The 23,464-nt window shown below is 62.4% G+C and carries 19 protein-coding genes; 10 read left to right on the top strand and 9 right to left on the bottom strand.

Features of this window, described 5'->3' with window-relative positions:
- Positions 1 to 20: 20 nt before the first annotated feature.
- Positions 21 to 554, bottom strand: coding sequence for an Lrp/AsnC family transcriptional regulator (locus EK373_RS13340; RefSeq protein ID WP_129643119.1), 534 nt, complete (start codon positions 552 to 554; stop codon positions 21 to 23).
- A 48-nt stretch (positions 555 to 602) separates the two neighbouring features.
- On the opposite strand from EK373_RS13340, the gene EK373_RS13335 reads away from it, so the two are divergent.
- Genes EK373_RS13335 through EK373_RS13325 form a run of 3 tightly spaced genes read left to right on the top strand, consistent with a single transcriptional unit; the run spans position 603 to position 2,954 of the window.
- Positions 603 to 1,814: an MFS transporter gene (locus tag EK373_RS13335; RefSeq protein WP_129643118.1), complete on the top strand. Its 1,212-nt coding sequence runs from the start codon at positions 603 to 605 to the stop codon at positions 1,812 to 1,814.
- Entirely contained in the window at positions 1,811 to 2,509 is a 699-nt protein-coding gene (locus EK373_RS13330; RefSeq protein WP_129643117.1) for an alpha/beta fold hydrolase, read from the top strand. Before EK373_RS13335 ends, EK373_RS13330 begins: the two co-directional genes overlap by 4 nt.
- A 52-nt stretch (positions 2,510 to 2,561) precedes the next feature.
- Positions 2,562 to 2,954, top strand: coding sequence for a GFA family protein (locus EK373_RS13325; protein WP_129643116.1), 393 nt, complete (start codon positions 2,562 to 2,564; stop codon positions 2,952 to 2,954).
- Here EK373_RS13325 and EK373_RS13320 read toward each other — a convergent pair.
- From EK373_RS13320 to EK373_RS13310, 3 genes are read right to left on the bottom strand one after another with little or no spacing between them, the layout of a single operon-like run.
- Positions 2,951 to 4,483: a TolB family protein gene (locus EK373_RS13320; protein WP_129643115.1), complete on the bottom strand. Its 1,533-nt coding sequence runs from the start codon at positions 4,481 to 4,483 to the stop codon at positions 2,951 to 2,953. The genes EK373_RS13325 and EK373_RS13320 overlap by 4 nt on opposite strands.
- 17 nt (positions 4,484 to 4,500) lie before the next feature.
- Positions 4,501 to 5,226, bottom strand: coding sequence for an anti-sigma factor (locus tag EK373_RS13315; RefSeq protein WP_129643114.1), 726 nt, complete (start codon positions 5,224 to 5,226; stop codon positions 4,501 to 4,503).
- On the bottom strand, positions 5,223 to 5,768 hold the full coding sequence (locus tag EK373_RS13310) for a sigma-70 family RNA polymerase sigma factor (RefSeq protein WP_157994351.1): 546 nt from the start codon (positions 5,766 to 5,768) through the stop codon (positions 5,223 to 5,225). The genes EK373_RS13315 and EK373_RS13310 overlap by 4 nt, the downstream gene beginning before the upstream one ends.
- Before the next feature lie 194 nt (positions 5,769 to 5,962).
- Here EK373_RS13310 and EK373_RS13305 point away from each other — a divergent pair, with 194 nt between their 5' ends.
- The 4 genes from EK373_RS13305 (at position 5,963) to EK373_RS13290 (ending at position 9,976) form a co-directional block, all read left to right on the top strand.
- A complete protein-coding gene (locus EK373_RS13305; protein WP_129643112.1) occupies positions 5,963 to 7,417 on the top strand; it encodes a DUF4331 domain-containing protein in 1,455 nt (484 codons plus the stop codon).
- A 21-nt stretch (positions 7,418 to 7,438) separates the two neighbouring features.
- The gene (locus tag EK373_RS13300) at positions 7,439 to 7,696 is read left to right on the top strand and encodes a hypothetical protein (RefSeq protein ID WP_129643111.1); all 258 of its coding nucleotides are present in this window, start codon (positions 7,439 to 7,441) and stop codon (positions 7,694 to 7,696) included.
- 181 nt (positions 7,697 to 7,877) lie between these two features.
- On the top strand, positions 7,878 to 8,867 hold the full coding sequence (locus EK373_RS13295; RefSeq protein WP_129643110.1) for a tetratricopeptide repeat protein: 990 nt from the start codon (positions 7,878 to 7,880) through the stop codon (positions 8,865 to 8,867).
- A complete protein-coding gene (locus EK373_RS13290) occupies positions 8,864 to 9,976 on the top strand; it encodes a HupE/UreJ family protein (protein WP_129643109.1) in 1,113 nt (370 codons plus the stop codon). The genes EK373_RS13295 and EK373_RS13290 overlap by 4 nt, the downstream gene beginning before the upstream one ends.
- A gap of 392 nt (positions 9,977 to 10,368) precedes the next feature.
- Here the strand turns inward: EK373_RS13290 and EK373_RS13285 are convergent, their stop codons facing one another.
- Positions 10,369 to 13,023 (bottom strand): glycosyl hydrolase, encoded by a 2,655-nt coding sequence (locus tag EK373_RS13285; RefSeq protein WP_129643108.1) that lies wholly within the window; start codon positions 13,021 to 13,023, stop codon positions 10,369 to 10,371.
- 203 nt (positions 13,024 to 13,226) lie between these two features.
- Here EK373_RS13285 and EK373_RS13280 point away from each other — a divergent pair, with 203 nt between their 5' ends.
- On the top strand, positions 13,227 to 14,645 hold the full coding sequence (locus tag EK373_RS13280) for a glycoside hydrolase family 88/105 protein (RefSeq protein WP_129643107.1): 1,419 nt from the start codon (positions 13,227 to 13,229) through the stop codon (positions 14,643 to 14,645).
- Between the two features lies 1 nt (position 14,646).
- On the opposite strand, the gene mltB is transcribed toward EK373_RS13280, so the two are convergent.
- Positions 14,647 to 15,666, bottom strand: coding sequence for a lytic murein transglycosylase B (gene mltB, locus EK373_RS13275; RefSeq protein ID WP_129643106.1), 1,020 nt, complete (start codon positions 15,664 to 15,666; stop codon positions 14,647 to 14,649).
- A 237-nt stretch (positions 15,667 to 15,903) separates the two neighbouring features.
- Between mltB and EK373_RS13270 the strand changes: the two genes are divergently transcribed.
- On the top strand, positions 15,904 to 16,623 hold the full coding sequence (locus tag EK373_RS13270; protein ID WP_129643105.1) for a DUF2238 domain-containing protein: 720 nt from the start codon (positions 15,904 to 15,906) through the stop codon (positions 16,621 to 16,623).
- Here EK373_RS13270 and EK373_RS13265 read toward each other — a convergent pair.
- The 3 genes from EK373_RS13265 to EK373_RS13255 all read right to left on the bottom strand — a co-directional run bounded on the left by EK373_RS13265 (position 16,613) and on the right by EK373_RS13255 (position 20,743).
- Positions 16,613 to 17,473, bottom strand: coding sequence for an aldo/keto reductase (locus tag EK373_RS13265; protein WP_129643104.1), 861 nt, complete (start codon positions 17,471 to 17,473; stop codon positions 16,613 to 16,615). The two genes, EK373_RS13270 and EK373_RS13265, sit on opposite strands and share 11 nt — an antisense overlap.
- Positions 17,474 to 17,633: 160 nt before the next feature.
- The gene (locus EK373_RS13260; protein ID WP_129643103.1) at positions 17,634 to 19,412 is read right to left on the bottom strand and encodes a CocE/NonD family hydrolase; all 1,779 of its coding nucleotides are present in this window, start codon (positions 19,410 to 19,412) and stop codon (positions 17,634 to 17,636) included.
- A 65-nt stretch (positions 19,413 to 19,477) separates the two neighbouring features.
- Positions 19,478 to 20,743, bottom strand: a complete 1,266-nt coding sequence (locus EK373_RS13255; RefSeq protein ID WP_129643102.1) for a metal-dependent hydrolase family protein — start codon at positions 20,741 to 20,743, stop codon at positions 19,478 to 19,480.
- A gap of 277 nt (positions 20,744 to 21,020) precedes the next feature.
- Between EK373_RS13255 and EK373_RS13250 the strand changes: the two genes are divergently transcribed.
- Positions 21,021 to 23,450 (top strand): immune inhibitor A domain-containing protein, encoded by a 2,430-nt coding sequence (locus EK373_RS13250; RefSeq protein WP_198683271.1) that lies wholly within the window; start codon positions 21,021 to 21,023, stop codon positions 23,448 to 23,450.
- Positions 23,451 to 23,464 lie beyond the last annotated feature (14 nt).

Here is a 23,464-nt window from a genome sequence, read left to right as displayed (position 1 = left end):
TCACACCCCGGCTACGAGTGTTAACGCTGCGAGGGCAGGCGCGGCGCGGGCCATTCGGTGGTGATCGCAGGCTGCACTGGTCGCTCCATGTGAGTGGACAACACGACGTAGCTGCGCGTCTTGATCACACCTGGTACGTCGTAAATGCGTGCGAGCAGGCCCTCGAGAGCCCGCGAGTCTTTCGTGCGCACTTTGAGCAGCATGCAGGTATCGCCGGCGACCGAGTGGATCTCCTCCACTTCTGGGTATTTCGCTATGCCGAGGAGCTCGGGCGTCTTGCCCCATCCCGCCGTGTCGACATGAACGAATGCGAGCAGCGTTTTTTGGACAGCGATGGGGTTGATCAGCGCTGCGGTCTGATGGATCGCACCGGTACGCTTCAGCCGTTTGACCCGCTCGTGCACGGCAGGCGCCGACAACCCGACCTGCTCGCCCAGTTCGGCGTAGCTGCGGGTCGCGTCCTCGACCAGCAGGCCTAACAATTTTCGGTCGAAGGCGTCCAGCTCGCGGGTCCGGCCCTCGTTCTGCCGAACGTCATCTGTTTCTAAGTTCATATCGCAGATTCCGCTTGTGACCGAATAAGATTCGGCCAATATGCGACTATGTCGAACACAGATCAACCCCGCGCTGGCACCATCGGAACCCCGACAGGGGTTCCTCGAACGGCCTATGTGCTGACCGGCTGCGTGGCGGTCATCGGTTCGAATTCCCTCGGACTGGGACCGATCGCACCGGAGGTCGCCCGCTCCCTCGGCGCCACCGTCCCGACTGTGATGATGGCGGCCGCCGCGTTCGGCCTGGGCACGGCTGCGAGCGCATTGTTTCTTGCGCGTCACATTGATCGCATCGGCGCGCGACGCATGTTGCAAATTGCGCTGGCGCTGCTCGCGGCGGCACTCGCATTGAGCGCGCTGTCACCGATGGTGTCGGTTCTCATTGTTTCTCAGCTGGTTGCAGGCATCGCGTCGGGCATCGCGTTGCCGGCAATTTATTCGAGTGCTGCCGCCATCGCTCCGCCGGGACGAGAGAGCAGAACGATTGGTGTCGTGCTCACCGGCTGGACACTCAGCATGGTGGTCGGTGTTGCACTGTCCGCGGTGCTCGCGGATTTCGTGCACTGGCGCGCAGTGTTCGCGGCGATTGCAATCCTCGCGCTGGCGGCAGTGGCGATGCTCTCGATCAGCAAATATCGTGAAGTTCTAGCGACGCAGTCCGCGCCATTGCCGCTGGAAGCACTCCAGATCAAGGGCATCAAACCCCTGCTCATTGCCTGCGGCGCGTTCATGGCCGCGTTCTACGGCATCTATGGTTATCTCGGCGACTATCTTCACCACGGTCTCGGTCAACCCGTCAGTGCGAATGGCTTGGCGGCGCTCGTTTATGGCATGGGCTTCGGTGCAGCGACATTGCTGGACAATCTCGTCGACCGCCTTGGACCACAGCGAGTGATGCCGGCGGCGTTTCTCGCGACCGGCGCCGTGTATGTGAGCATGGCCTTGTTTGGCGGAAGTTTCACAGTACTGCTGATTGCTGTGTTTCTGTGGGGACTCGCGAATCATTTCGGCCTCAACGTTTTGATCATGCGCTTGAGCGCGATCGATCCGGCGCGCCGCGGGACCCTCATGGGATTGAACAGCGGCGTCACCTATCTCGCGGGCTTTGTCGGAACGGCGGCTTTCGGTCCGCTGCACACGGAATTCGGTTTCGCAGTCTCCACTTTAGTCGCGGCAGGGCTCATGCTGGTCGCTGTGCTCGCGGCAGCATGGCGGCCCGGCGAGGCTGTGACGCTCGATCTCGGCGGTGAACAATCATGAGCACCTTCGTATTGATCCATGGCGCTGGCGACGTAGGTTGGTCCTGGCACCTGGTCGAAGCGCAGCTGCGCAAACATGGGCACGATGTCGTCGCGCCTGATCTTCCGTGCGATGACGACTCTGCCGGTTTAAAGGAATATGCCGACACAGTCGTCGAGGCGATCGGCAACCGAAAAAATCTGATCGTCGTGGCTCATTCGTACGGCGGATTCACCGCACCGCTGGTTGCCGCTCGGCTCCCAACCGACGCCCTCGTGCTGGTAGCTGGGATGATTCCGTCGCGCGGCGAAACCCCCGATGAGTACTGGGAAACATCCGGCTGTAACGAAGCCGTTCGAGCGCAAGCCGCGCGCGACGGCGGCCTGACCGGCAACGAAGATCCGTTCGTGACTTTCTATCACGATGTGCCACGGCAGCTGGCTGAAGAAGCGCTTCGTCACGAACGCCCGCAGTCCTCGACTCCTGGCACTTTGCCTTGGCCACTCGAGGTTTGGCCGAATGTGCGCACGCACTTTGTGCTGTGTACGGACGATCGCGTGTTCCCAAGCGACTGGCTTCGCCGCCTCGTGCACGAACGCCTCCGCATCTCTCCCGACGAAATCGCGGCAGGACATTGCGCAGCGCTCAGCCAGCCCGAAGCGCTCGCGAACGTGCTGTTGCGCTACGCCGGGGAAGCAGAACGACAATTGCAATGACCGCCGGTTCGTTGTAAATCTTCAGCCCGCTTGGTTGCAGAGGAGACGCGCCATGGAGCAATTCACCGGCGGTTGCCTGTGCGGCAACGTGCGAATTGTGGCGTCGGGGCTGCCGTATCGGGTCGGCCTGTGCCACTGCCTCGACTGTCGCAAACATCATGGGGCGCTGTTTCACGCGTCTGCGATATTTCCTGAGGGCTCCGTAACCATCGATGGAGAAACGCGCGAGTACGCCGGGCGGTCTTTCTGTCCGCGCTGCGGCTCACCCGTTTTCGCACGCAGCGCCGACGAGATCGGCGTGAACCTCGGATCGCTGGATGCCCCTGATCGACTGAAGCCGACCTACGAGCTCTGGACCATCCGCCGGGAGTCCTGGTTGCCGCCGTTTCCGCTCGCGAGACGATATGAGCGCGATCGCGACGGCGCCAGTCGCTTCGAAGTCTAAGGCGTCAGTTCATCCGTATTGCTCACGAACGCCAGCATTTTTCCGTCCGGCGACCACGACGGCACATTGATAGTGCCCTGGCCCCCATAAACGTAGGCGATCACTTTTGGCGTACCGCCGGCGGTCGGCATGAGACGCAGATAGACGCGCTTGTAATACGGATGCTCGGACGCCTTGACCTCATCGACGTAGCTGATCATCGCGATCCATTTGCCGTCCGGTGAGATGTGAGGAAACCAGTTGTTGTGCTGGTCTTCCGTCACCTGTCGCTGCTCCGAGCCGTCCGCGCGCATGCGCCAGATCTGCATGCGTCCGCTGCGTTCCGAATTGAAATAGATGTGCGCACCGTCCGGCGTGTACTCCGGACCGTCATCCACACCCGCCGCGCTCGTCAGTCGCTGCTCCGTGCCGCTGCCATCGGAAGCAATCCGATAGATGTCGAACTCGCCGTTGCGTCCGCCGGTGTAGAGCAAATATTTGCCATCGGGCGACCAGCTGTGCAGGTAGCTCGGCGTCTGCGGTGTGATGCGCTTGGGCGCGCCGCCGCCGGCGGGCAGAGTGAAGATCGTCGACTGATTCTGGTCGGTGCTTTGATCCGAAATGCCCTGCATCGTGCCATCGAACGACAGCACGTGATCGTTGTTGTTGCGAATCGCGAAGCCGGTATCGATGAGCGCCGCCTGGCGGCTAGCCAGATCGAAGCGATACAGACGCCCTCGTCCTTCGCCCCGCCCGCTCGTGTTGTAGATCAAAGCCGTGCCGTCGGGCGTCCAGTTCGGCGCTTCGAACGGCTCTCTGGACTGACGAATGACCCGGCGCACGCCAGTGTTCACATCGAGCAGCTCCAGGACACTGCCGATGTAGTCGCGATACGGCACGAAGTCGGGCTTGGCCGGGCGAATCACACGCACGTTGCGAAACACTGCGGTCTGCGTGACATCGCCGTTGTGCGAGCACATGAACAGCCCTGCGTACACCGTCTCGCCCAACCCGAGATCGGCGATCTCGCGCGTGACAAATCGCTCGCCAAAGCGCGCGGCGGAAAATATATATGTATTGCCCCGCCGCTCGAGCTGGACCACATCCGCGCCCTTGACGGCCGCTTCCAGTTGTTCGGTGATCGCCCCTCCGCTGCGACGAAACTGCAGCGAAGTCAGACCATCTCCGGCGTGCAAGGCGCCGTCGACGTACGGCGAGTCATCTTCCAGGCTGCTACGCACGATCAGCCCGGCCTTGCGATGCGGGTCCACTCCCTTGCCCAGAAATTCCACCTGGGCCTGCAAGATGAAGTCGCCGCGCAGCTTGCGCCAGGCCATGTGGAACTCATCGCGCTTCTCCCACATGTTGACGCCGCCAGCCGTCAGAACATATTCCTGCGACGCCGCGTTCCAGGTCGCATGCCCGGCGAGCTTCGGCTTGCCGATATCCGCGTGATCCTCGAATACACCCAGCGGCGCTGCCAACACCGCCGCCGGAAGAAACAAAGTCAGGAACCACCGAACCCGTGCGAACAAGCGCTGCAGCGACATCGCCAGCTCCCTGCTTGTCAGATAGAAAGAATCGCCGCCTGATAAACGACAGGACCGGTCGGGGCGCCGGTCGGTGAACCGCCTGCGGGTTCCAGACTCACTGCGAGGCCCTGCGCGCTCGCGAGCAACGGGCGCAGCTCGACGGGCAGTTCCGCATCGATGGACGCCGTACCCGTCGGCAACAACCCGAGCGAACGCGGGGCTGCGCCACCGGCCGGTAGAATCCACAGTTCATATGAATTGGCCGGCGCGGGCGCCGTCGCGTTGATCGATCTGATCGCAAGCCGTCCTTGCTGTACATCGGCGCGCACCAACCAAAGCGGCTGCGACTGCGGGCCGTTCACTACGGCCACATATTGCTGAGCTTGCGGCGCCACTTCCGTTGGCGAACGTGCGAGCAACACAGCAAGCACCACTGCTGCAGCAGTAGCGACCAAACTCAAGCCGCGCCACAACCCAAGCCGCTCGAACCAGCGCGTACGTGCGATTTCACGCTGCGCCTGAGCCGCGGCCTTGCCTCCCGTTCGTTCGAGCACTTGCTCCCAAACACGAGCTCGCGGCTGCACGCCGCTGGTCGCTTCAGCGAGCGGACCAAGCTGCCGTTCCCAATGCCACACAGCGGAACGAACCTGATACGAATCCCGCATCCAGCTCTCGAAGCGACGACGCGCACGGCCGGTCAACGTGCCGAGCACGTATTCGGAGGCGAGCCGCTGCACCAGTTGTGGGTTGTCGTATCTCATTGTTCGAGACACTTCTGCAGGCTGACCAGGCCGCGACGGATCCAGCTCTTCACAGTCCCCAGCGGGGTCTGCAACTTCTGCGTCAGCTCCGCATGAGTGAGCCCTTCGAAAAACGCCAGCGTCACACTGCGTCGCTGCACGTCGGTCAACGTGTCGAGACACTTATGGACGCGTGCGGCCATGTCATTACTCATCGCCATGGCGGATGGATCCGGCCCTTCGAACGCGAGCGTCTCCGACATGTCCTCGTCCAACTCCTGGGTCGGACGCTGCGCGCGCAATTTATCGAGCGCGAGGTAGCGCTGTACCGAGTACAACCAGGTGAGCACGCCGCCGCGCTCGGCCTGGTATTCGGACGCGCGATGCCAAACCTTCACGAACAGGTCCTGCAAGACATCCTCTGCCAATTCACGCCGCTTCAACATATAAACGCCGGCGCCCAGCAACTTCGGCGCCGTCAATTCATATAGACGAGCGAAGGCCTGGCGATCGCCGCGCGCCGTCGCCTGCAAGAGCCGAGCTAGTTCTTCTTGCTCCGCCAAATCTACTCCACCTGTCCACTGGTCCGGCGGCCCGGTCCGCCCTCCAGACTTGCACCTAATGTACGTGGCAGCGCGCCAATCGGAGGCACCCCACGACAAAAAAAAACTTGCCAGGTGCATCCGACCCGCGCGTTTCCTCGTACTCCCCTCGCAGCTCACCTACTTATGTTCAGCTCGCCAGGAGGATACCTCACATGAGCAGCTCAATTCGCCGGGCCGTGCTTGCCGCCATCGCGGCAGGAACTGCGCTGACGGCCGCCTTGCCGGCCCAGGCTTCCAGCCACCGGGAAGCCCCCTTCATCACCACGATGCCGCGAGTGGATGGCACCGACTTTTATATGTTCCGCAGCTACGAGGCCGGCCGGGAGGGCTTCGTCACGCTGATCGCCAACTACCTGCCGTTGCAGGATCCGTATGGCGGTCCGAACTACTTCGATCTGGAATCCGACGCCATCTACGAGATCCATGTCGACAACAACGGCGACGCGCGCGAGGACCTGACCTTCCGCTTCAATTTCGCCGATGTCGTGGCCGATCTGAAAGTGCCGGTCGGCGATCAGATGGTGTCCGTGCCGCTGAAAAACATCGGCGGCATCGGCCCCGGCCAGGACGATACCGGCGCGCTCAACGTGCGCCAGACATACACCATCGATTTCATCCAGGGCAATCGTCGCAGCGGCAATTCCCGCTCGATCACGTCGAATTCCGGTGAAACACGGTTCCGCAAGCCGGTCGACTACATCGGCACCAAATCCGTGGCGAACTACGAAACGTACGCCCGCGATCACATCTACGACGTGGTGATTCCAGGGTGCGGCAGCGGCCGGGCCTTCGTCGGCCAGCGCAAGGAAGGCTTCGCCGTGAATCTCGGCCCGGTGTTCGACCTGGTGAATCTCAACCCGCTGGGGCCGCCGAACGCGATTGCCAATCCGATCGGCAATCAAAACATCACGACGCTCGCGGTCGAAGTGCCGATTTCGTGCCTGACTCGCGGCAACGATCCGATCATCGGCGCATGGACGACGGCGAGCTTGCGGCAGGCTCGCGTCCTCAATCCGAAGCCCGATTTCGATAACAACCGCAGACCGCAGGTCTCGGGCGGCGCCTGGACGCAAGTCTCGCGGCTGAGCGCCCCGCTGGTGAACGAAGTCGTCATTGGCTTGAAGGACAAGGATCGGTTCAACGCAAGTCAGCCTCGCGACGACGCGCAGTTTGCCACCTACGTCACCAATCCCACGCTGCCGGAGCTGCTCGAGATCCTGTTCAGCGGTGTAGCTGTCGCGCCCAACCTGTTCCCACGGACCGATCTCGTCGCGGCGTTCCTCACCGGCGTGCAGGGATTGAATCAGCCGGCGAACGTGCAGCCTGCGGAGATGATGCGATTGAACACCAGCACCGCTGCGAAGCCCGCTGGCAATCAGCACACGCTGGGTGTGTTGGGTGGCGACACGGCGGGATTCCCGAATGGCCGCCGTCCCGGCGACGACGTCGTCGACATCGAGCTGCGCGTGGCCATGGGCGCGTTGATCTCCGATGCGACCGTTGCGCCCAACAACAAGGCGCCGCTGACCGATGGCACGCCAGTCAGTGCAGCTGACTTCGATGAGCGCTTCCCGTATCTGCGCTCGCCGAGCCCAGGAGCGAAGTAACGAAGAGCAAGGAGCACATCCATGAACGTCAATCGCAAGTATCTGGTGCTGGTCGCAGCGCTCACTGCAGGCTGCGGCGGCGGCAGCGGCTACGACGGCGACCGTGGCGGGAACAACAATCCGTCACCGACTCCGCCTTCCGGCGCGAACACCGCGTTCGTTTCGTTCGTCAAAGCACAACTGGCCCAGACCTCGGACACGGCAGAGCCCACCGACGTGAACGATCTGCAGTTCCAGTTCGACGAAAGCGAGACTGCCTTCGATGACGTGCTTCAATAACAGCACTGTCTCCCCAGGGCGGCACCTCCTCCCCGCCGCCCTGGCTTTTGTCTGTATCGCGCTCTTGCCGAGACACGCCCAGGCGGCTCCATATCGGCCGGCATCGGATGCGGTGGTGCTCGCAACGGTGCCGGCGGGGACGCGCACGGCGACGGCGGGCCCTCGAGATTTGCAGAGTGTCGTGGCACGAGCGTCAGAGGACATCGAGTCAGCTCGTGCCAGCGGCGACCCGCGTTATCTGGGCTACGCGCAGTCCGCACTCGCGCCTTGGTGGAACCTCAAGGATGCTCCGCTGCCCGTGATTCTGCTCAGGGCACAGATCCACCAGCACAATCATTCATTTGAAGCGGCACTCGCGGATCTCGATCACGCAGTTGTGCTCGATCCGCGCAACCCGCAGGCGCGGCTGACCCGAGCGGCTATACATCAGGTGCAAGGCAATTACGCCGCAGCCATCGCCGACTGCCGCAGTCTGGCATTGCTGGTTGAACCGCTGATTACTGCCGATTGTATGAGTCGTGTTAGCAGCCATCGTGGCGTGGCTCGCGACGCTTACCGAAAGTTGCTGGCAATGCGCGATCGGTCGGATGGAATGGAACCCCGGCAACACAGAGAAGTCGAGCTGACGCTCGCGGATATTTCGACGCGACTTGGCGAGATCGACACAGCCCGTCGGCACTACGACCAGGCGCTCGCCGCCACCGACGTGGACGCCTATACGCTGCTGACCTTTGCTGACTTTCTTTTGGAGCAGCGCGAGTATCGCCAGGTCGTCGAGCTGTTCGAGCGCCACCCCGACTACGCTGATTTGCTACTTCGCGCCGCCCTCGCCTCGCGCGCGACCGATGCAGGGAACGCTGGGCAATTGTCACAACGGCTTCGCGAACAATATGCCGCTCATCAGCGTCGCGGCGACTTCGTTGCGTCGCGCGACTACGCGAGATTCCTGCTTGATATCGAAGGCAAGGCGTCGGCAGCGCTGGATGCGGCGCTCGCCAACTGGAAGAGCCAGCGGGAGCCGGCGGATGCGCTCATTGTAGTCCGCGCGGCGATTGCAGCCCGCCAGCCAGCGGCTGCGGCGCCGGTAGCGGCTTTCGTTCGCGGGCGTGGATTGGAAGATGTGCGGCTGACGCCACTGCTCAAACAAATTCCATCGGAGCGCCGGACATGAGATTCGCCGTCCTGACGCTTCTGCTGCTGCTCGCTCCCCAGGTCTACGCCCACAAACCGAGTGACAGCTACCTGCAACTCACGCCGACTGATGAAGGGTTCACTGGCGAGTGGCGCATCGCCCTACGCGACCTGGGGCCTGCGATCGGATTGGATCGCGACGGCGATCGAAAGATCACGTGGGGCGAGGTGCGTACTCGGCACAGCGAGATTGCCAACTATGCGCTGGGCCGGCTTGCGATAGCTGCGGGCGGATCGCCGTGTCATATTCGTGCCGGAGCGCAGCTCGTCGATGAGCTCAGCGATGGTGCATACACGGTTCTGCCGCTGGCGGTCACCTGCGAGCGCAACGTCGCGCCGTGGAGCCTCGACTACTCGCTGTTCTTCGATATGGATGCGACCCATCGAGGACTCATCTCGTTCCGTGGTTCGGACACTCCGCAGACATTTGCGCTCTCCCCGGACAACAATCGCGCGGTGCTATCGGCCGGCGCGGCGAGTCCGGTGCAACAGTTCGTCACGATGGCTCGCGAAGGTGTGTGGCACATCTGGATCGGCTTCGATCACATCTTGTTCTTGCTGGCCCTGCTGCTGCCCGCAGGTCTGCGTCTGACCCGTGCACCTGATGAGAAAACCGGCTGGACGCCGCTGTTGAAAGATGTGTTGACGCTGGTCACTGCGTTCACAGTCGCGCACAGCATTACCCTTTCACTGGCGGCGCTGAAGCTCGTATCGTTACCGCCGCGCCTGATCGAAACGACGATCGCACTCTCGATCGTGGTAGCGGGATTGCGCATGCGCTATGCGGTCTCTCGACCCGCGGCCTGGATCGCATTCAGCTTCGGGCTCATCCACGGCTTCGGCTTCGCCAATGTGCTCGCCGACCTTCAGCTTCCCACCGGCTCGCTCGCGCTATCGCTGTTCGCATTCAACATCGGCGTCGAACTGGGTCAGTGCGCGATCGTCCTGCTCGCACTGCCGCTGATCAGATACGCACAACGCCATACCTTCTATCAACGCACGTTCATGCCTGTCGCGGCCGTGCTCATCGCCACGATCGGAGTCGCATGGTCGATCGAGCGTGGCGCGGGCTTGTATTTCGCTTTATAGCGTTGCTACCGCACGCTCCAATCTCGCATCCGCAACTGGCGAACCGCCAACACCGCCCCCGAAGAAAGAGCTGTGTCACAACATCGGCGGCCCGCGGGAGTTGGGCGCGAACTGCGACGGGACCACTGGCAGCTGTATGTATGTTCTGGCCGACGGGACGATGCTTACCGTGGCCGCAGACAACTTCCTCGGAATTCTGATTTCTGCGACGAGCGAAGGCGCAATTGCTGCCCACCTTGCTCACGGAGATGGGTACGCCCACACGACCTACAGTCCGGCTCTTCACCTGGCATCCACGGGTCAAATTCACAAGGCTTCAAACGTCGAGTGCGTTGCCGAGAGAGTACTGCCGCAGGCCGCCTGAGCCGGCAACTAAGCCGAGGGAAGCTGGCTCACTGGGCCGCCCGCACCAGCGTCACTGGCCGGAGCAATCCGGACGGTGGCGGCTGGAGTTTGTCCCAGTCTTCCTCTTTGAAGCGCGCGCCATAGCGCAGCTCCAGCAGGCGTTTGCTCGGCGGCCGTGCGGACAAGGCGTTGATCGCAGTGTTCATCACAACCACTTCAATTTCGTTCTTGCCCGGGCGCAGCAGCGAGGTTACATCCAATCGCCACGGCGGCATCCACACCGCACCCGCCTCCTTACCGTTCACTCGGACCAGTGCCGCGTCACGAACAGGCGCCTCCACCAATGCTCGCGGGCGATCTTGCCGAATGTCGGGTAACGGCGTGTCCGTGCCGAAATCCAACAGGAGTCGAGTTTCGCTTCCGAGATCTGACTGCTTCAGCGCGAAACTGCGCTGATAAGTGACGCTGCCCGAGTAGTGCTTCAGCTTCGGATCATCGGCCCACGACACACCGGGCTGCGGCGGCGTCGCCGCTGCCCCTTTGGCTTGCACACGCCATCCTTTGGATAGATCCAGAACCGGGCTGAGTCGATGCTCGGCCGCTCGCTCGACCTGATCGAGCCCCTCCACGAACACCAGTAGCTTCGATTCGTAAGGTGCGAGGTGAATCGCAATGTTTCCGCTGCCGGCCGATCTGCGCTCACCAGTCACGGCATCCCACCACTCGCCGCGACCGTTGTCGCCTGCGAAGCGAGCTTGCGTTGAGATCGGCCGCTGGCCGGTGTTGGCGATGAAATAGAGATACCCATTGTCGAGGCGGCGACGGATGAAGCCGAACGCGGGATCCGACGCAGTGAGCGCCACCGTCGGCTCCAACACAGAACGCAATGTTGCCCCGAGCGATTCGGGCGCGACGACGCGAATGCGCTGCTTCGATTCCGCTTCGAGCAATTGTCGTGAAATCTGCTGCACTCTCTGCGCGCCCGCAGCGCCGTCCATCAATCCTCCAGCGCTGCTCGGGAGCCCGCCGGCGACGATAACCTGCCCTCCACTGTGGACCCAGGCAGCGATGCGCTCGAAGGCGGCGGGATCGATGCGGGTGAGACCCGGCAGAATCAGCAGGCGATGCGTCAACTTGCCGGCCGCGATGGCGCTCGCATCGATGAAGTCGAACGTGTGTCCCGCATCGAGGACCTGCCCGATGAGGTTGGGTTGGAACCGTTGACGCATCTCTTCATTCACCGAGGCTCGTGCCGGCCGCATGTCGGCAAATGCATCTTCGGTGGGCAGATAGATGGCCACCGCGGAGTCCGGCTTGCCTTCGCGCAACATCGCGCTGACTCGGTGTACATAGCGCGTCACCGCCGGCATCACTGGATACCAGGGATTGCGATCGTTGAAGGCAGCCGCCGCGTAGAACGCCCAACCTGGCTCGGCCACTTGCGGCGGCGAATAGGGCCAGCCGTGCCCGATGATCTGATTCACGCCCTGCAGGAAGTGACGATCGACTTCGACCTTCATATCGAGCGGCGTTGCAGCCCACGACGGCGAGTGCAGCCACGTCCAGGTCTCGGACGAGACCACACCCCTCTCATATAGATGAGCAGCCGACGTGGCCCAGCGGGTCGAGTTGAAGCGCCGCCAATCGGCGCCCTCGCCCTCCGGCAAATCGACGAGTGCGTTACTCGACAGCGTCGGCGGCGGAAGTCCGTAGACCTGCGCACGAAAGCGAGTGCCGCGCTGATTGGCCCAAGCGTTGATCGGCTTCAGGTATCTCTCATCGACGAGTTCGGACAGCGTGCGCGCCCAGTCGAAGCGAACCGGAGCCCCGTCCGAACCTTCTGTGAACAGCGCCGGCAGATGATCGAGTAAGTCGTAGCCGCGGCGTCGCTCGAACTCCTGCGGCAGATCGTCGGTCCAGCTCGCGCCGTAGGATTCCAGACTGTCGGAGAACATCGCGTACGGCTTCGTGGCGGCATCGAAGGCACCGAGCAAGCGATCTCCAACCGCCGTCAGATGATTGGCAACGGCCGCGCGACTGATGTGGTCGATGACAAAGCCTTCCGCACCCACCGCCGCCCGCTTGACCTGCTGCCCGGTGCGCCCGGCAACAAACAAATATGCCTTACGTTCCTGCGAGGCCGGACGCACCTCGACAGTGGACTCTTTGGTCAAAGGCAAGCGCGTTGCATCGAGAAACAAAGCCACAGCACGTTCCCCGGCCTCCATGAAAGGCAGACCGATGGTGGCAGCGCCGGCGGGAACAGGCAGCTCCATTCTTCTGATTTCGGCCGCGGCTTCAGTGATCGGCACGTGAGGGCCGCCGAACGGCCAGCCGCTCCCCAGCGTCACATCCATCCGCATGCCCGCGGCACGCGCTGTCTCGCTCGTGTGGCGCAGAGCGGCCAGAAATGGATCGGACAGATACGGCGTGTTGACGATGCCGTTCGATGGATCGTCGGTGGACAGCGCATACACCGGCTGCACCTCGAAGCCGCCGAAGCCGCCGGCTTTCATGGCGGCAATCTCACGGTCCAACTCCTCGTGCACAACCGCCGGCCCGAACCACCACCAGCGCATCATCGGCCTCGCATCGGCAGGCGGCTGCTGAAACCTCTGCCAGAGCAGCGCCGAATCGCCGCGCTCCTGTGCGGCACAGACACTGCAGAAGAACGAGACAAGAAATATTGTTATACGCTTCACGTGACTTTCCCCTTTCACGATCAGGATAGCAACGCGAAAGGCGCTCGATCGATGTCATAGTGGAATCGATCAAGTCAAAACGAGCATTCTTCTCCCTCTGTGCAAACCCATTCCGACCACCAATAATTCACCGCCGCCCATCGCTCGCACGCAAACAGGTTCAGCGACCGCTGGCGCCACCGTCCGCAATGCATGAGGGCTTCATGGAACGTTCGCTCCAGACGATCGCGATTCGCTCGCTGTGCGCACTGACGATGCTTACTGCAGCGAGCGCAGCGCTGGCTCAGTCTCAAGCCACGCAGATTCACACATCGCCCCGCGTCGATCCGGGCGTGTACTCGGGTCGGCTGACGCCGAACTACCCCACGCCATATCAACCCGCCACTACTCAGAGCATCGAAGCGACTCTGCAGCGAGTGCACGCTTATCTCGAACAAGCGGCCCCACTTCGTGTGGTGGATGGCGCAACCGGCACGGAGGTGACCAACCTGAAAAAGCTACCGGATCTCGCAGCCCTGGACCGCACGGACCTGCTGATCCTCACCTATGAATGGGGTGTGACTTACTCGGGCATGCTGCTCGCCGCCGACGTCACCAACGACGCGCGATATCGAAAGTACACGCACGAGAGGCTGGCCGGAATCGCAACGCTCGCCGCGCATACGAAGAAACATCTGGCCGCCGATGGATCGGTTCCTACCGTGGCGCACGGCATGAGCCTGCGATCGATCGTCAAGCCGCGCTCGCTGGATGATTCCGGCTCGATGTGCGCAGCGATGATCAAAGCGCATCGGGCCGGGCTGGGTAATGACCTGAGACCGTGGATCGACAACTACGTGCAGTTCGTTTCTGGCACACAGTTCAGGCTCGGGGACGGGACGCTGGCGCGCAATCGGCCGATGCCCGAATCGCTGTGGCTGGACGATCTCTATATGAGCGTGCCGTGCCTGGCGCAGGCAGGCAAGCTGACCGGCGACAGTCGTTACTTCGACGATGCCGTCAAACAGATCCTGCAATTCTCCGAACGAATGTTCGTGCAGGAGCGCGGCCTCTTCATGCACGGCTGGGTGCAAGGCATGCAGCCTCATCCGGTGTTTCCATGGGCGCGCGCCAACGGCTGGGCGACGATGGCCATGGTCGAGCTGCTGGAGGTGTTGCCCGAAAATCATCCCGCTCGCGCCAGGATTCTGGACATCTACCGAACGCATGCCGCCGGGCTCGCGGCAGCTCAGGGTCACGCCGGCTTGTGGCACCAGCTGCTGGATCGCCGTGAGTCGTACGAAGAGACGTCGGCGAGCGCGATGTTCGTCTATGCGCTGGCGAGAGGAATCAATCGCGGCTGGCTCGATGCGCGAGCGTTCGGGCCGGCCGTGTCACTGGGCTGGAATGCGGTCACGACCAAGGTGAACGCGAAGGGTCAGGTGGAAGGCACTTGCGTCGGCACGGGCATGGGCTGGGATCCCATGTTCTATATGTATCGGCCCGTGCACGTGCTGGCGGCGCACGGCTACGGGCCGGTGTTCCTGGCCGGAGCAGAGATGATCGCCTTGCTGCGTGCTCAGGCCGACATCGTCGTCAACGACGGCGGCGTGCACTTCGGCAAGGCTGCGTCCCCTCACTAGCTCAGTTGCTAGCAGTAACCTGCGTGCGGGCTTCGCGAATTGCGTTCGCGAGGTCCAGTACGGCCGTCGCGTAGAACGTCGAACGGTTGTAGCGAGTGATGGCTTCGAAGTTGCCGAAGCCGGCCACGAATTTCGAGGGCTTGCCGGGCGTGGGCAACTCGACGACGGAGCACGCGCCTTCGGGCAGGCGCTTCACGGAAAATCTGACGCCTTTTTCCTTCAACGCCTCAACCTCGTGACTGCGCTCCAGGCCGGTCACCAGATCGGCCGCACTCCCGTTGGGCAACTGCACCGGCACCAGCGCCGGCTCGCCATCGGCCCAGCCGAACGACTTGAGGTAGCTGGCGATGCTGCCGATCGCGTCGGACGTGCTGCCGGCGAGATCGATGACGCCGTCACCGTCGAAATCCACCGCGTACTTGCGGACGCTCGAAGGCATGAACTGCGGCAGGCCCATGGCGCCCGCATACGAACCTTTGATTTTCAGCGGATCGATGCTCAGGTCGCGCGCCATCAGCAGCAGTTCCTTGAGCTCGTCGCGGAAGTATTCCTGTCGACGCGGCCCGTCGAACGCAATGGTCGTCAGCGAATCCACGACCCGGAACGAGCCCGTGTTCTGCCCGAAGGCGGTTTCAACGCCGAGAATGCCGAGAATCACCTCGGGTGATACGCCGTATTCAGCCTGGGCGCGGCGCAAGTCCGCCTCGTGCACGTCCCAGAAGCGGGTGCCGGCGGCAATGCGCGCCTTGGTTAGAAACTTCGCGCGGTACTTGGGGTAAGAGCGCACCGGCGGCGTTGCCGACTTTGGCCGCTCCGGGCCAATCAAGCGGGTCACGACGGGCTGATGCCGCGCGTCGCCGAGGATACGCTCGAGCTCGGCCGCATCCAGGCCGTGCTCGGTCTCCATCGCCTCGATGAATTCACGCACGTCGGGGCGAGCCAGATAGCCGGTGCTGGCACTCGCCGAGTGGACGCCCACAAAACCCGCCAGCACAACGGCGGCAGCCAAACGAAAACTCATCGCTCTTCCCGAAAAAAGTGATCCAGGTCTCAACGCACAATCGATGCGTCCGGGGTTTGTCCCCGTTGTTTCTGCATCGGCTGGATGAAGCAAAACATAATGTGCCCGGAGGATTTAGGGAAGTGATCGTGCTCACAATCTTCGAGCGCAACACCCGCCTGCCGCCTGCGCACTTCGTGCTGGCTGCGCTATCAGCGTCAAGGTACATTCCGCTGCAATTCGCTCCGGAGACTCCGTGTGACGCGCAAAGCTTATTTGTCGACGCTGCTTGTGCTGTTCGGCGTGCTATGGATTGCGCTCGCGATCGCGCCGCTGCACCGCTCGGATTGGCTGCTCGAAAACGTGCTGTTGCTCCTGGGCGTCGCTGGCCTCGTGGCCACGTCGCGCGTGTTCCCGCTGTCCCGCGTCTCGTACACGACGCTGTTCGTGTTCTTCTGTCTGCACACGATCGGTGCGCACTACACTTACTCCGAAGTCCCATACGACCAGGCAGTGCAAAGCTTATTCGGGTTCTCCATCGACCAGTTGTTCGGCTGGGAGCGCAACAACTTCGACCGAGTGGTTCACTTCAGCTACGGACTGCTGCTCGCCTACCCGATCCGCGAAGTGTTCCTCCGCATTGCCTCGGTGCGCGGCTTCTGGGGCTACTTCCTGCCGCTCGACCTGACCATGTCCACCTCCATGCTCTACGAGCTGATCGAATGGGGCGCGGCGGTCGGCTTCGGCGGCGACCTGGGCGCCGCCTTCCTGGGTTCGCAAGGCGACGTTTGGGATGCGCAGAAAGACATGGCGCTCGCTTCGCTAGGCGCACTCATCACCATGACGGTCACGGCGTGCGTGAACATCGCCTACCAACGCGACTTCGCCCGCGAATGGGCCGACAGCTTCCGGATCCGCAGCAACGAGCCGCTCGGCGAAGTCGCCATCGCTCGGATGCGCAGCGAAGCTACGCCCTGAGTTTATTCAGCGAGGCGAACTCGCTATCCGAAAGCTCAATCTCGACCGCCGCGACGTTTTCCTCGAGATGCTTCACCTTGGAGGTGCCGGGGATGGGCAACATCACCGGGCTGCGTTTCAGGATCCAGGCGAGGGCGATCTGACTCGGGACGACTCGATGCTCCTTCGCGATCTTCTCGAGCACGGAGCCGGAGCGCGCCAGTTCGCCGGCGGCGAGCGGATACCAGGGAATGAAGCCGATGCCCTGCTGCTCACAGTAATCGAGAACGGGTTCGGCGCTCCGGTTCGCCAGGTTGTACAGGTTCTGCACCGTCGCAACCGGAAACACTTTCGAGGCCGCCTTGATCTCCTCCACCGTCACTTCGCTCAGCCCCGCGAACCGAATGACGCCCTCGTCGAGCAGCTGTTTGACCGCGCCGAACTGTTCTTCGCGCGGCACGTTCGGATCGATCCGATGCAGTTGCCACAGATCGATGCGCTCAACCCCGAGCTTCTTCAGGCTGCCACGCGCCTGCTTGAGCAAATAATCCGGCCGACCGTTCGGAACCCACTGATCCGGACCGGGCCGGGTCAAGCCGCCCTTGGTTGCGACGACCAGCCCCTTATACGGATGCAACGCCTCGCGCAGTAATTGCTCCGAGACGTCGGGACCGTAGGAATCCGCGGTATCGATAAAGTTCACGCCGAGCTCGGGCAAGCGTTTCAACACGCGCACAGCTTCGGCCTTGTCCGACGGTGCACCCCAGATGCCTTCGCCAGTGATGCGCATCGCGCCATAGCCCAGGCGATTGACTTCGAGCTCACCGCCGATATGAAACGTGCCCGAGCGGGCTGCAGTCAAAGTTGCCATGGGGATCTCCGTCGTGACATCGCGGCAATGATTGTGGCTTGCCTGACCGGCGAAGAAAATCATTTGAACCTGTCATGGTGCGAGATCCGCCCTACATGACAGATGGCAGCAGGCCGCAAGGAACGGCGCCCGGCACTACAGCGGGGCGCCGCGTCGGCGGTCAGGGCTGACCGATCGGCACGAACAACGTGCTCGGGTGAGCGCGATCGTGGTACAGCTTCACCGTGACGGCGCGGGCGTCGCGCATCGTCTCGGACGACACATCGCCGCCGCTGTTGTAATTCTTCTGGCTGAAAGTGGAATTGACCGGCCCGATCACCAGGCGCAACCGGCTGCCTTTGCGGACCATGCGGGACGTGAACGTAAAGCCGTCGAAGTCATACTTGAGCGGCTCACGCGTCGTCACGAGCCTGGCCTCCCGCTCGCTCTCGCGATAGCGGGCGCGCTGCTGATCGTTGGTCAACAGGATGGAGCTGGCATCCGGGCGGATCTCGTAAACAGAGACCGCGAAATCCGTATCCGGCTGATCGATGGCCAGCCAGGCCGACAGTTTGAAGAAGCCGCTGACCTCCGTGTCACGCTCGAACGGCGCGGTGTGATAAACGAGCACCTTGCCCTGCTGTGCGTAGATCGAGCGCTGATCCGTGAGCGACGAGGGATCCACGCTGCGCTCGACTTCCGCAATGCTCAGGTCCCGTGGATCGTAAACATACTGATCCGGCTTGCCCTTCCCCTGCGAGGCGGCGAGAGAGCCCGATGCGAGCACATCGTTGGCGCTGCCGTTCGAATCCAGGAAATAAGAGCGCGACTCCGCCGTGACACCCTCGAGCGTATCGGCATAACGCCACGTGTCCGCATCCATGACGTAGTAAGCCACGCGCTTCTGCAGGAACTCCGGCTTCTGTCCGCCTTGCATGGTCCACGCGTACCAATCGAGATGCAGTTTCGGCAGATCGACCAGACTCTCCTTGCCGAACGTGAGACCGCCGAATTGCGCTTGCGGCGTGCGAGTGCCCGCATGATCCCAGGGGCCGATCACCAGATAGTGGCGCGCCTTGGCGTCGGCGTTGCCGTGTTTCATGTGCTGGCGATAGTGCTCGATCGCGCCCGGTTGATCGCCGTCATAGCTGCCGGTGATCGTCAGGATCGGCAGCGACAGTTTCGAATACTGCTCGGCCGTCGGGTTGTATGAATCCCAGTAATCATCGAGCTGCGGATGCGCAAGCCATTCCTGGAATGTCGCGGACGGATTGCCGAGCATCGTATCCAGTTCTTTGAACGGCTTGCCCGACGTGAACCACTGGCGATTCACCGCCCCCCAGAACGCCGTGTCAGCGAAGATAGTCGCCTGCGAGGCGTTGCCGGTGGTGAACGTGAGCCACTGCATCAGATACGGTGCGGCGATATTCGCTCGCATCGGAAAGTCAGTGCCCGCATACGGCGACGCGACCGGCACGATGGTCGCGAGATGCGGCGGAAATTCCTTGGCAGTTACCCACTGATCGTAGCCCGCGTACGAGCCGCCCCACATCGTCACCTTGCCATTGCAATACGGCTGTTGCGCAAGCCATTCGACTACGTCGTGACCGTCGCGCGCTTCCTGGATCAGTGGCCGGAACTCGCCTTCGGAATTACCTCGACCGCGCACGTCGACCGTCAGAAAGGGATAACCGCGTGCAGCGAAGTACATGCCGCGATCGTGATAGCTCTGTGAGATGTATGGCGTCAGCGTGAAGACGCAAGGAGCGGGTTCCTTCTGCTGCCGCGGCGTGTACACGGTTGCACTCAACTTCACGCCATCGCGCAATGGAATCTTCACGCCCCACTGAAACTTGACCTGCTCCGCATCGGGCGGCGGCGCCGGCTGATCGGCCCGAACGATGGTCGTTGCCAACGCACCGAGCATGACCGTAAACACGAGCGTCGACTTGAGCTTCACGTCTTGTTCTCCGAGTGGGTCGCCTGATGCGGACCAGTCTATCGAGTCCTCCGATGCCGGCCGTCTCAATTAGCAATGATTGCGCCGCCCTTCATGACGAACCGAACCTGCCGTAGCACGCGGACGTCCTGCGTCGGGTTGCCTTCGACGGCAATCAGATCGGCAAGCAAACCCGGTTGAACCGTGCCCACTTTGTCGTGGATGCGAAAAATCTTTGCGTTCAACGAAGTCGCGGCGATCAAAACCTCCCGCGCAGGCATGCCGGCGGCTTGCATCAGCTCGAGCTCGCGAACGTTGTCGCCATGCGCGAAGACACCGACGTCGCCGCCGGCACAAATCGTGACTTTGGCAGCGCGTGCGGCGCTGAAAGCCGAGCGCGACAGCTCGACTGCTTTCGGCGCCGGCTCGCGCCCGTCCCAGCCTTGATAGCGAGCAACCGCATCCGATGCTGCTAAGGTCGGACACAAGGCGACGCCACGCTCCTTCATCGCCGCGAACACTTCCTTGGTGCCACCGTAGCCGTGCTCGATCGTTTCGACGCCAGCAGCAATCGCCCGCCGCATGCCTTCGGGTGTACTTGCGTGAATGGCCACGGTTCGACCCGCATCGTGAGCTGCTTCGGTCGCAGCTTTCAGCTCTGACGCGGACAACGTGGCACGACCTTCTTCGCCTGGTCGCCAGCGATAGTCGGCATAGAGCTTGATCACATCGGCGCCGGCTGCGATCTGGCGGCGGACCGCACGCACGACTTCCTCACCGCTCGCCTCCTCGGCCCCTTGCGGAATCTCGACGCCAGGTTCGAAACCTTTCGGCCCATACGCGCCGGTTGCCACGATGGCCCGAGTCGCAACCAGCATGCGCGGCCCCGGAACGATTCCTTCGTCGATGGCCTGCTTCAAACCGACGTCTGCAAAGCCCGCACCTTCCGTGCCCAGATCCCGAACGGTCGTGAAACCCGCGACCAGCGTCGCGCGCGCAAATGTCACCGCACGCGCCGTTCGTAAAGCCAGTGACTCGTGCAGCACCTGATCGTCCCAACTCCGCTCGTTGTACGGGTGCAGGAACAGATGACTGTGACCTTCGATCAAGCCCGGCAGCAACGTCTGGTTCGCAAGATCGATCTCGCGCGCACCCGATGGCGCAGTCACATCGGCGCCGGCGGCGACGATTCGATCGCCCTTGACTAGCACGCGCCAGCCTTCGTGCAGCGTCGTTCCATCAAATACACGCGCGGGTCGGAGCAGGACTGTGGTGTCGACCGATTCGGCAGCAGCCGCATCCCGGCAAACAATCGCGGCGATCGATACAACGAGCAGGGTCAGCAGTTTCATAGCGGCGCATCCTGCAGTACGCGTGCCTGGGCCTGCAACCCGTAGACGCACCGTAAAAAATATAACAAGGGGGAGCATCCGCACTATTCAGGTGCGCACGCTTCGATTAACACTTATCGGATTTTAAATATACAAAAGCCCTCGCCGGCGGCGTCGTTGTATACAGAAAATTTCGCCGAAATGTTTCTTAGCTGTCGTTGACTTCCAAACGCGAAGCGGATCACAGTTGGGCATCGCACGGGCCCGAACGCCCAACAACAAGAGAGGCAGGGAAACTATGTGTAAAGCGTCGCGCCAGCCTCGTCGCTGGCTGATCCCTTTCTATTCACTTTGTTTCGGTCTTACCTCCTCCGCCGCCCTGGCGCAGGAGTCCGTCCTGGTCGCTCCCGGCGAGCCGGCGCTGGCCGGCTTCACGGTCAAGGGGCGAGCCAACAGCGACGACGTGCCGCATCCGGCCGGCGAAAAACGTCGCGAGATGCGTAAGCTGGGCTTGGAAGAGAAGGTTCGGGCCGAAGCCCAATCCTCGAGCCAGCTCTCGGGCCAGACGTTCGGCCAGAGCTCCCGCCGGGTGCACCGGATCGGCCGCGGAAAATACCAAGGAAAGTATATCGAGCTGGAGCGCGAGAGCGAGGACCTGATCTTCACCGTGCTGGGCGAATTCGGCACGCAGATTCATCCGGCGCTCGGCGGCCTGCCCGGCCCGGTGCACAACCAGATTCCGCAGCCCGATCGCACCGTGGATAACAGCACCATCTGGAAGCCCGATTTCTCGCGCACCCATTACGAAGACTTGTTGTTTTCGGAACAGCCGGGCGCGATCTCGATGCGCAATTTCTACATCGAGCTTTCCTCGAACCGATACACGGTCGACGGCGAGGTCACGGACTGGATCCCGGTCCCCTTCAACGCCAACCGCTACGACGACGATGTCACTTACAACTGCTCCTTCTCCGGCCTGCCTGGACAGTATCCCTGCGCCGGCGTCTGGCTGTTCCTGCGTGACTCGCTGAACGGCTGGTACGAAGCGCAGCTGGCGGCGGGCAAGACGGCCGACCAGATCAACGCCGAGCTGGCGAAGTTCGACGTCTGGGATCGCAACGACTACGACGCCGACGGCAACTTCGACGAGCCGGACGGCTACATCGACCATTTCCAGGCGGTACACGCCGGCATGGGTGAAGAAGTCGGCGGCGGCGTGCAAGGCGGCGCGGCGATCTGGAGCCATCGCTGGTTCGCTTACTACAACATGGCCGGCCTGCTCGGCCCCGAGAACAACAAGGCTGGCGGCGTCCGCATCGGCAACAGCAACTACTGGGTCGGCGATTACACGGTCGAACCCGAGAACGGCGGCGTCGGCGTGTTCGCGCACGAGTTCGGCCACGACCTCGACTTGCCCGATCTGTACGACACCAACGGCGGCGACAACTCGACCGGCTTCTGGTCGCTGATGGCGTCGGGCTCCTATGGCAGCGACGGCAAGGTCGACATCGGCACCAAGCCCGTGCACATGGGCGCTTGGGAAAAACTGCAGCTCGGCTGGCTGAAGTACGAGGTGGCGCACGCCGGCAAGAAGTCGCAGCACACGCTCGGCCCGGCGACTTACAACACGAAAAACGCTCAGGCACTGATCACTGTCCTGCCGGACAACGTCATCGGGCCCTATGCGGGCGACGCCTTCTACTACAGCGGCAGCGGCGCCCTGCTCGACACCACGATGTTACGCACCGTGACGCTGCCGGACGGCGCCGCCTCGCTGAGCGCACAGGTTCAATACGACATCGAAGCTGACTGGGACTATGCCTACGTCGTAGTCATCGACGGTGGCACCACTCATCTCGTGCCCACCAATCTGTCCACGACGACCAATCCCAACGATCAGAACGAAGGCAATGGCATCACCGGCAGCACCGGTTTCGAATGGGTGTCGCTGACCGCCGATCTATCTGACTTCACGGGCCGGACCGTAGAGGTCGGCTTCCGTTACTGGACGGATCCCTTCACCAATGGCCTGGGCCTGATGATCGACGACATTCAGATCACCGGGCAGCAGGCCGATGGCGCCGAAGTCACGGTCCCGTGGGTCTACAGCCCGCCGACCGGCGGCTTTCGCGCCGTGCAGGGCGACCTGGGCAGCTTCTTCAATGCCTATGTGGCCGAGTACCGCCAGTACCGCGGCTACGATAAGAGCCTGCGCACCGGTCCCTATGTTTTCGGCGATCTGAATTCGCCCGCGCTGCAGGACTGGGTCACGCACTTCCCGTATCAAGACGGCCTGCTCATTTCTTATTGGGACACGCGCCTCGGCGACAATAACACCAGCGCCCATCCGGGCCTCGGCTTGATCCTGCCCATCGATGCGCATCCGACGCCGCTCACTCGCGAAGACGGCGTCGCCTGGAGCTCGCGTTATCAAAGCTTCGACGCGACGTTCGGGTTCGAAAGAACGGAAGTCTTGAAACTTCGCCGTCTGGGCGTGGACTACGTGTATCCGTCGCAGCGTGGCGTATCGGTGTTCGACGACCGCGTGCAGCACTGGCGTGCGGCCACTCCGGCCGCGGGCGTGAAAAACCCCAACACCGGAACTCTGATCCAGGTGAAGTCAGCGAGGGACGGCGCCGTCATGGACGTCGAAGTCAAGCCTGCCCAGCGCGGCCCGAAGCCTCACAACTGGTCCTGGGACCGCAGAGGTTGGAACTGGTGGGACTGAAGTAACAAAATGAT

The sequence above is a fragment of the Peristeroidobacter agariperforans genome (genome assembly GCF_004138335.1).
Taxonomy (GTDB): domain Bacteria; phylum Pseudomonadota; class Gammaproteobacteria; order Steroidobacterales; family Steroidobacteraceae; genus Steroidobacter; species Steroidobacter agariperforans.
The sequence above is the reverse complement of the archived record's forward strand: the minus strand, read 5'-3'. Positions and strand labels throughout refer to the sequence as shown.

Excerpts from the sequence above, each read along its gene's own strand:
- EK373_RS13340 (WP_129643119.1), bottom strand. The coding sequence starts at position 554 with ATGAACTTAGAAACAGATGACGTTCGGCAGAACGAGGGCCGGACCCGC.
- EK373_RS13315 (WP_129643114.1), bottom strand. The coding sequence starts at position 5,226 with ATGAGATACGACAACCCACAACTGGTGCAGCGGCTCGCCTCCGAATAC.
- EK373_RS13280 (WP_129643107.1), top strand. The coding sequence starts at position 13,227 with ATGGAACGTTCGCTCCAGACGATCGCGATTCGCTCGCTGTGCGCACTG.
- EK373_RS13305 (WP_129643112.1), top strand. The coding sequence starts at position 5,963 with ATGAGCAGCTCAATTCGCCGGGCCGTGCTTGCCGCCATCGCGGCAGGA.
- mltB (WP_129643106.1), bottom strand. The coding sequence starts at position 15,666 with ATGAGTTTTCGTTTGGCTGCCGCCGTTGTGCTGGCGGGTTTTGTGGGC.
- EK373_RS13335 (WP_129643118.1), top strand. The coding sequence starts at position 603 with ATGTCGAACACAGATCAACCCCGCGCTGGCACCATCGGAACCCCGACA.
- EK373_RS13300 (WP_129643111.1), top strand. The coding sequence starts at position 7,439 with ATGAACGTCAATCGCAAGTATCTGGTGCTGGTCGCAGCGCTCACTGCA.
- EK373_RS13320 (WP_129643115.1), bottom strand. The coding sequence starts at position 4,483 with ATGTCGCTGCAGCGCTTGTTCGCACGGGTTCGGTGGTTCCTGACTTTG.
- EK373_RS13255 (WP_129643102.1), bottom strand. The coding sequence starts at position 20,743 with ATGAAACTGCTGACCCTGCTCGTTGTATCGATCGCCGCGATTGTTTGC.
- EK373_RS13290 (WP_129643109.1), top strand. The coding sequence starts at position 8,864 with ATGAGATTCGCCGTCCTGACGCTTCTGCTGCTGCTCGCTCCCCAGGTC.
- EK373_RS13250 (WP_198683271.1), top strand. The coding sequence starts at position 21,021 with ATGTGTAAAGCGTCGCGCCAGCCTCGTCGCTGGCTGATCCCTTTCTAT.
- EK373_RS13265 (WP_129643104.1), bottom strand. The coding sequence starts at position 17,473 with ATGGCAACTTTGACTGCAGCCCGCTCGGGCACGTTTCATATCGGCGGT.
- EK373_RS13325 (WP_129643116.1), top strand. The coding sequence starts at position 2,562 with ATGGAGCAATTCACCGGCGGTTGCCTGTGCGGCAACGTGCGAATTGTG.
- EK373_RS13330 (WP_129643117.1), top strand. The coding sequence starts at position 1,811 with ATGAGCACCTTCGTATTGATCCATGGCGCTGGCGACGTAGGTTGGTCC.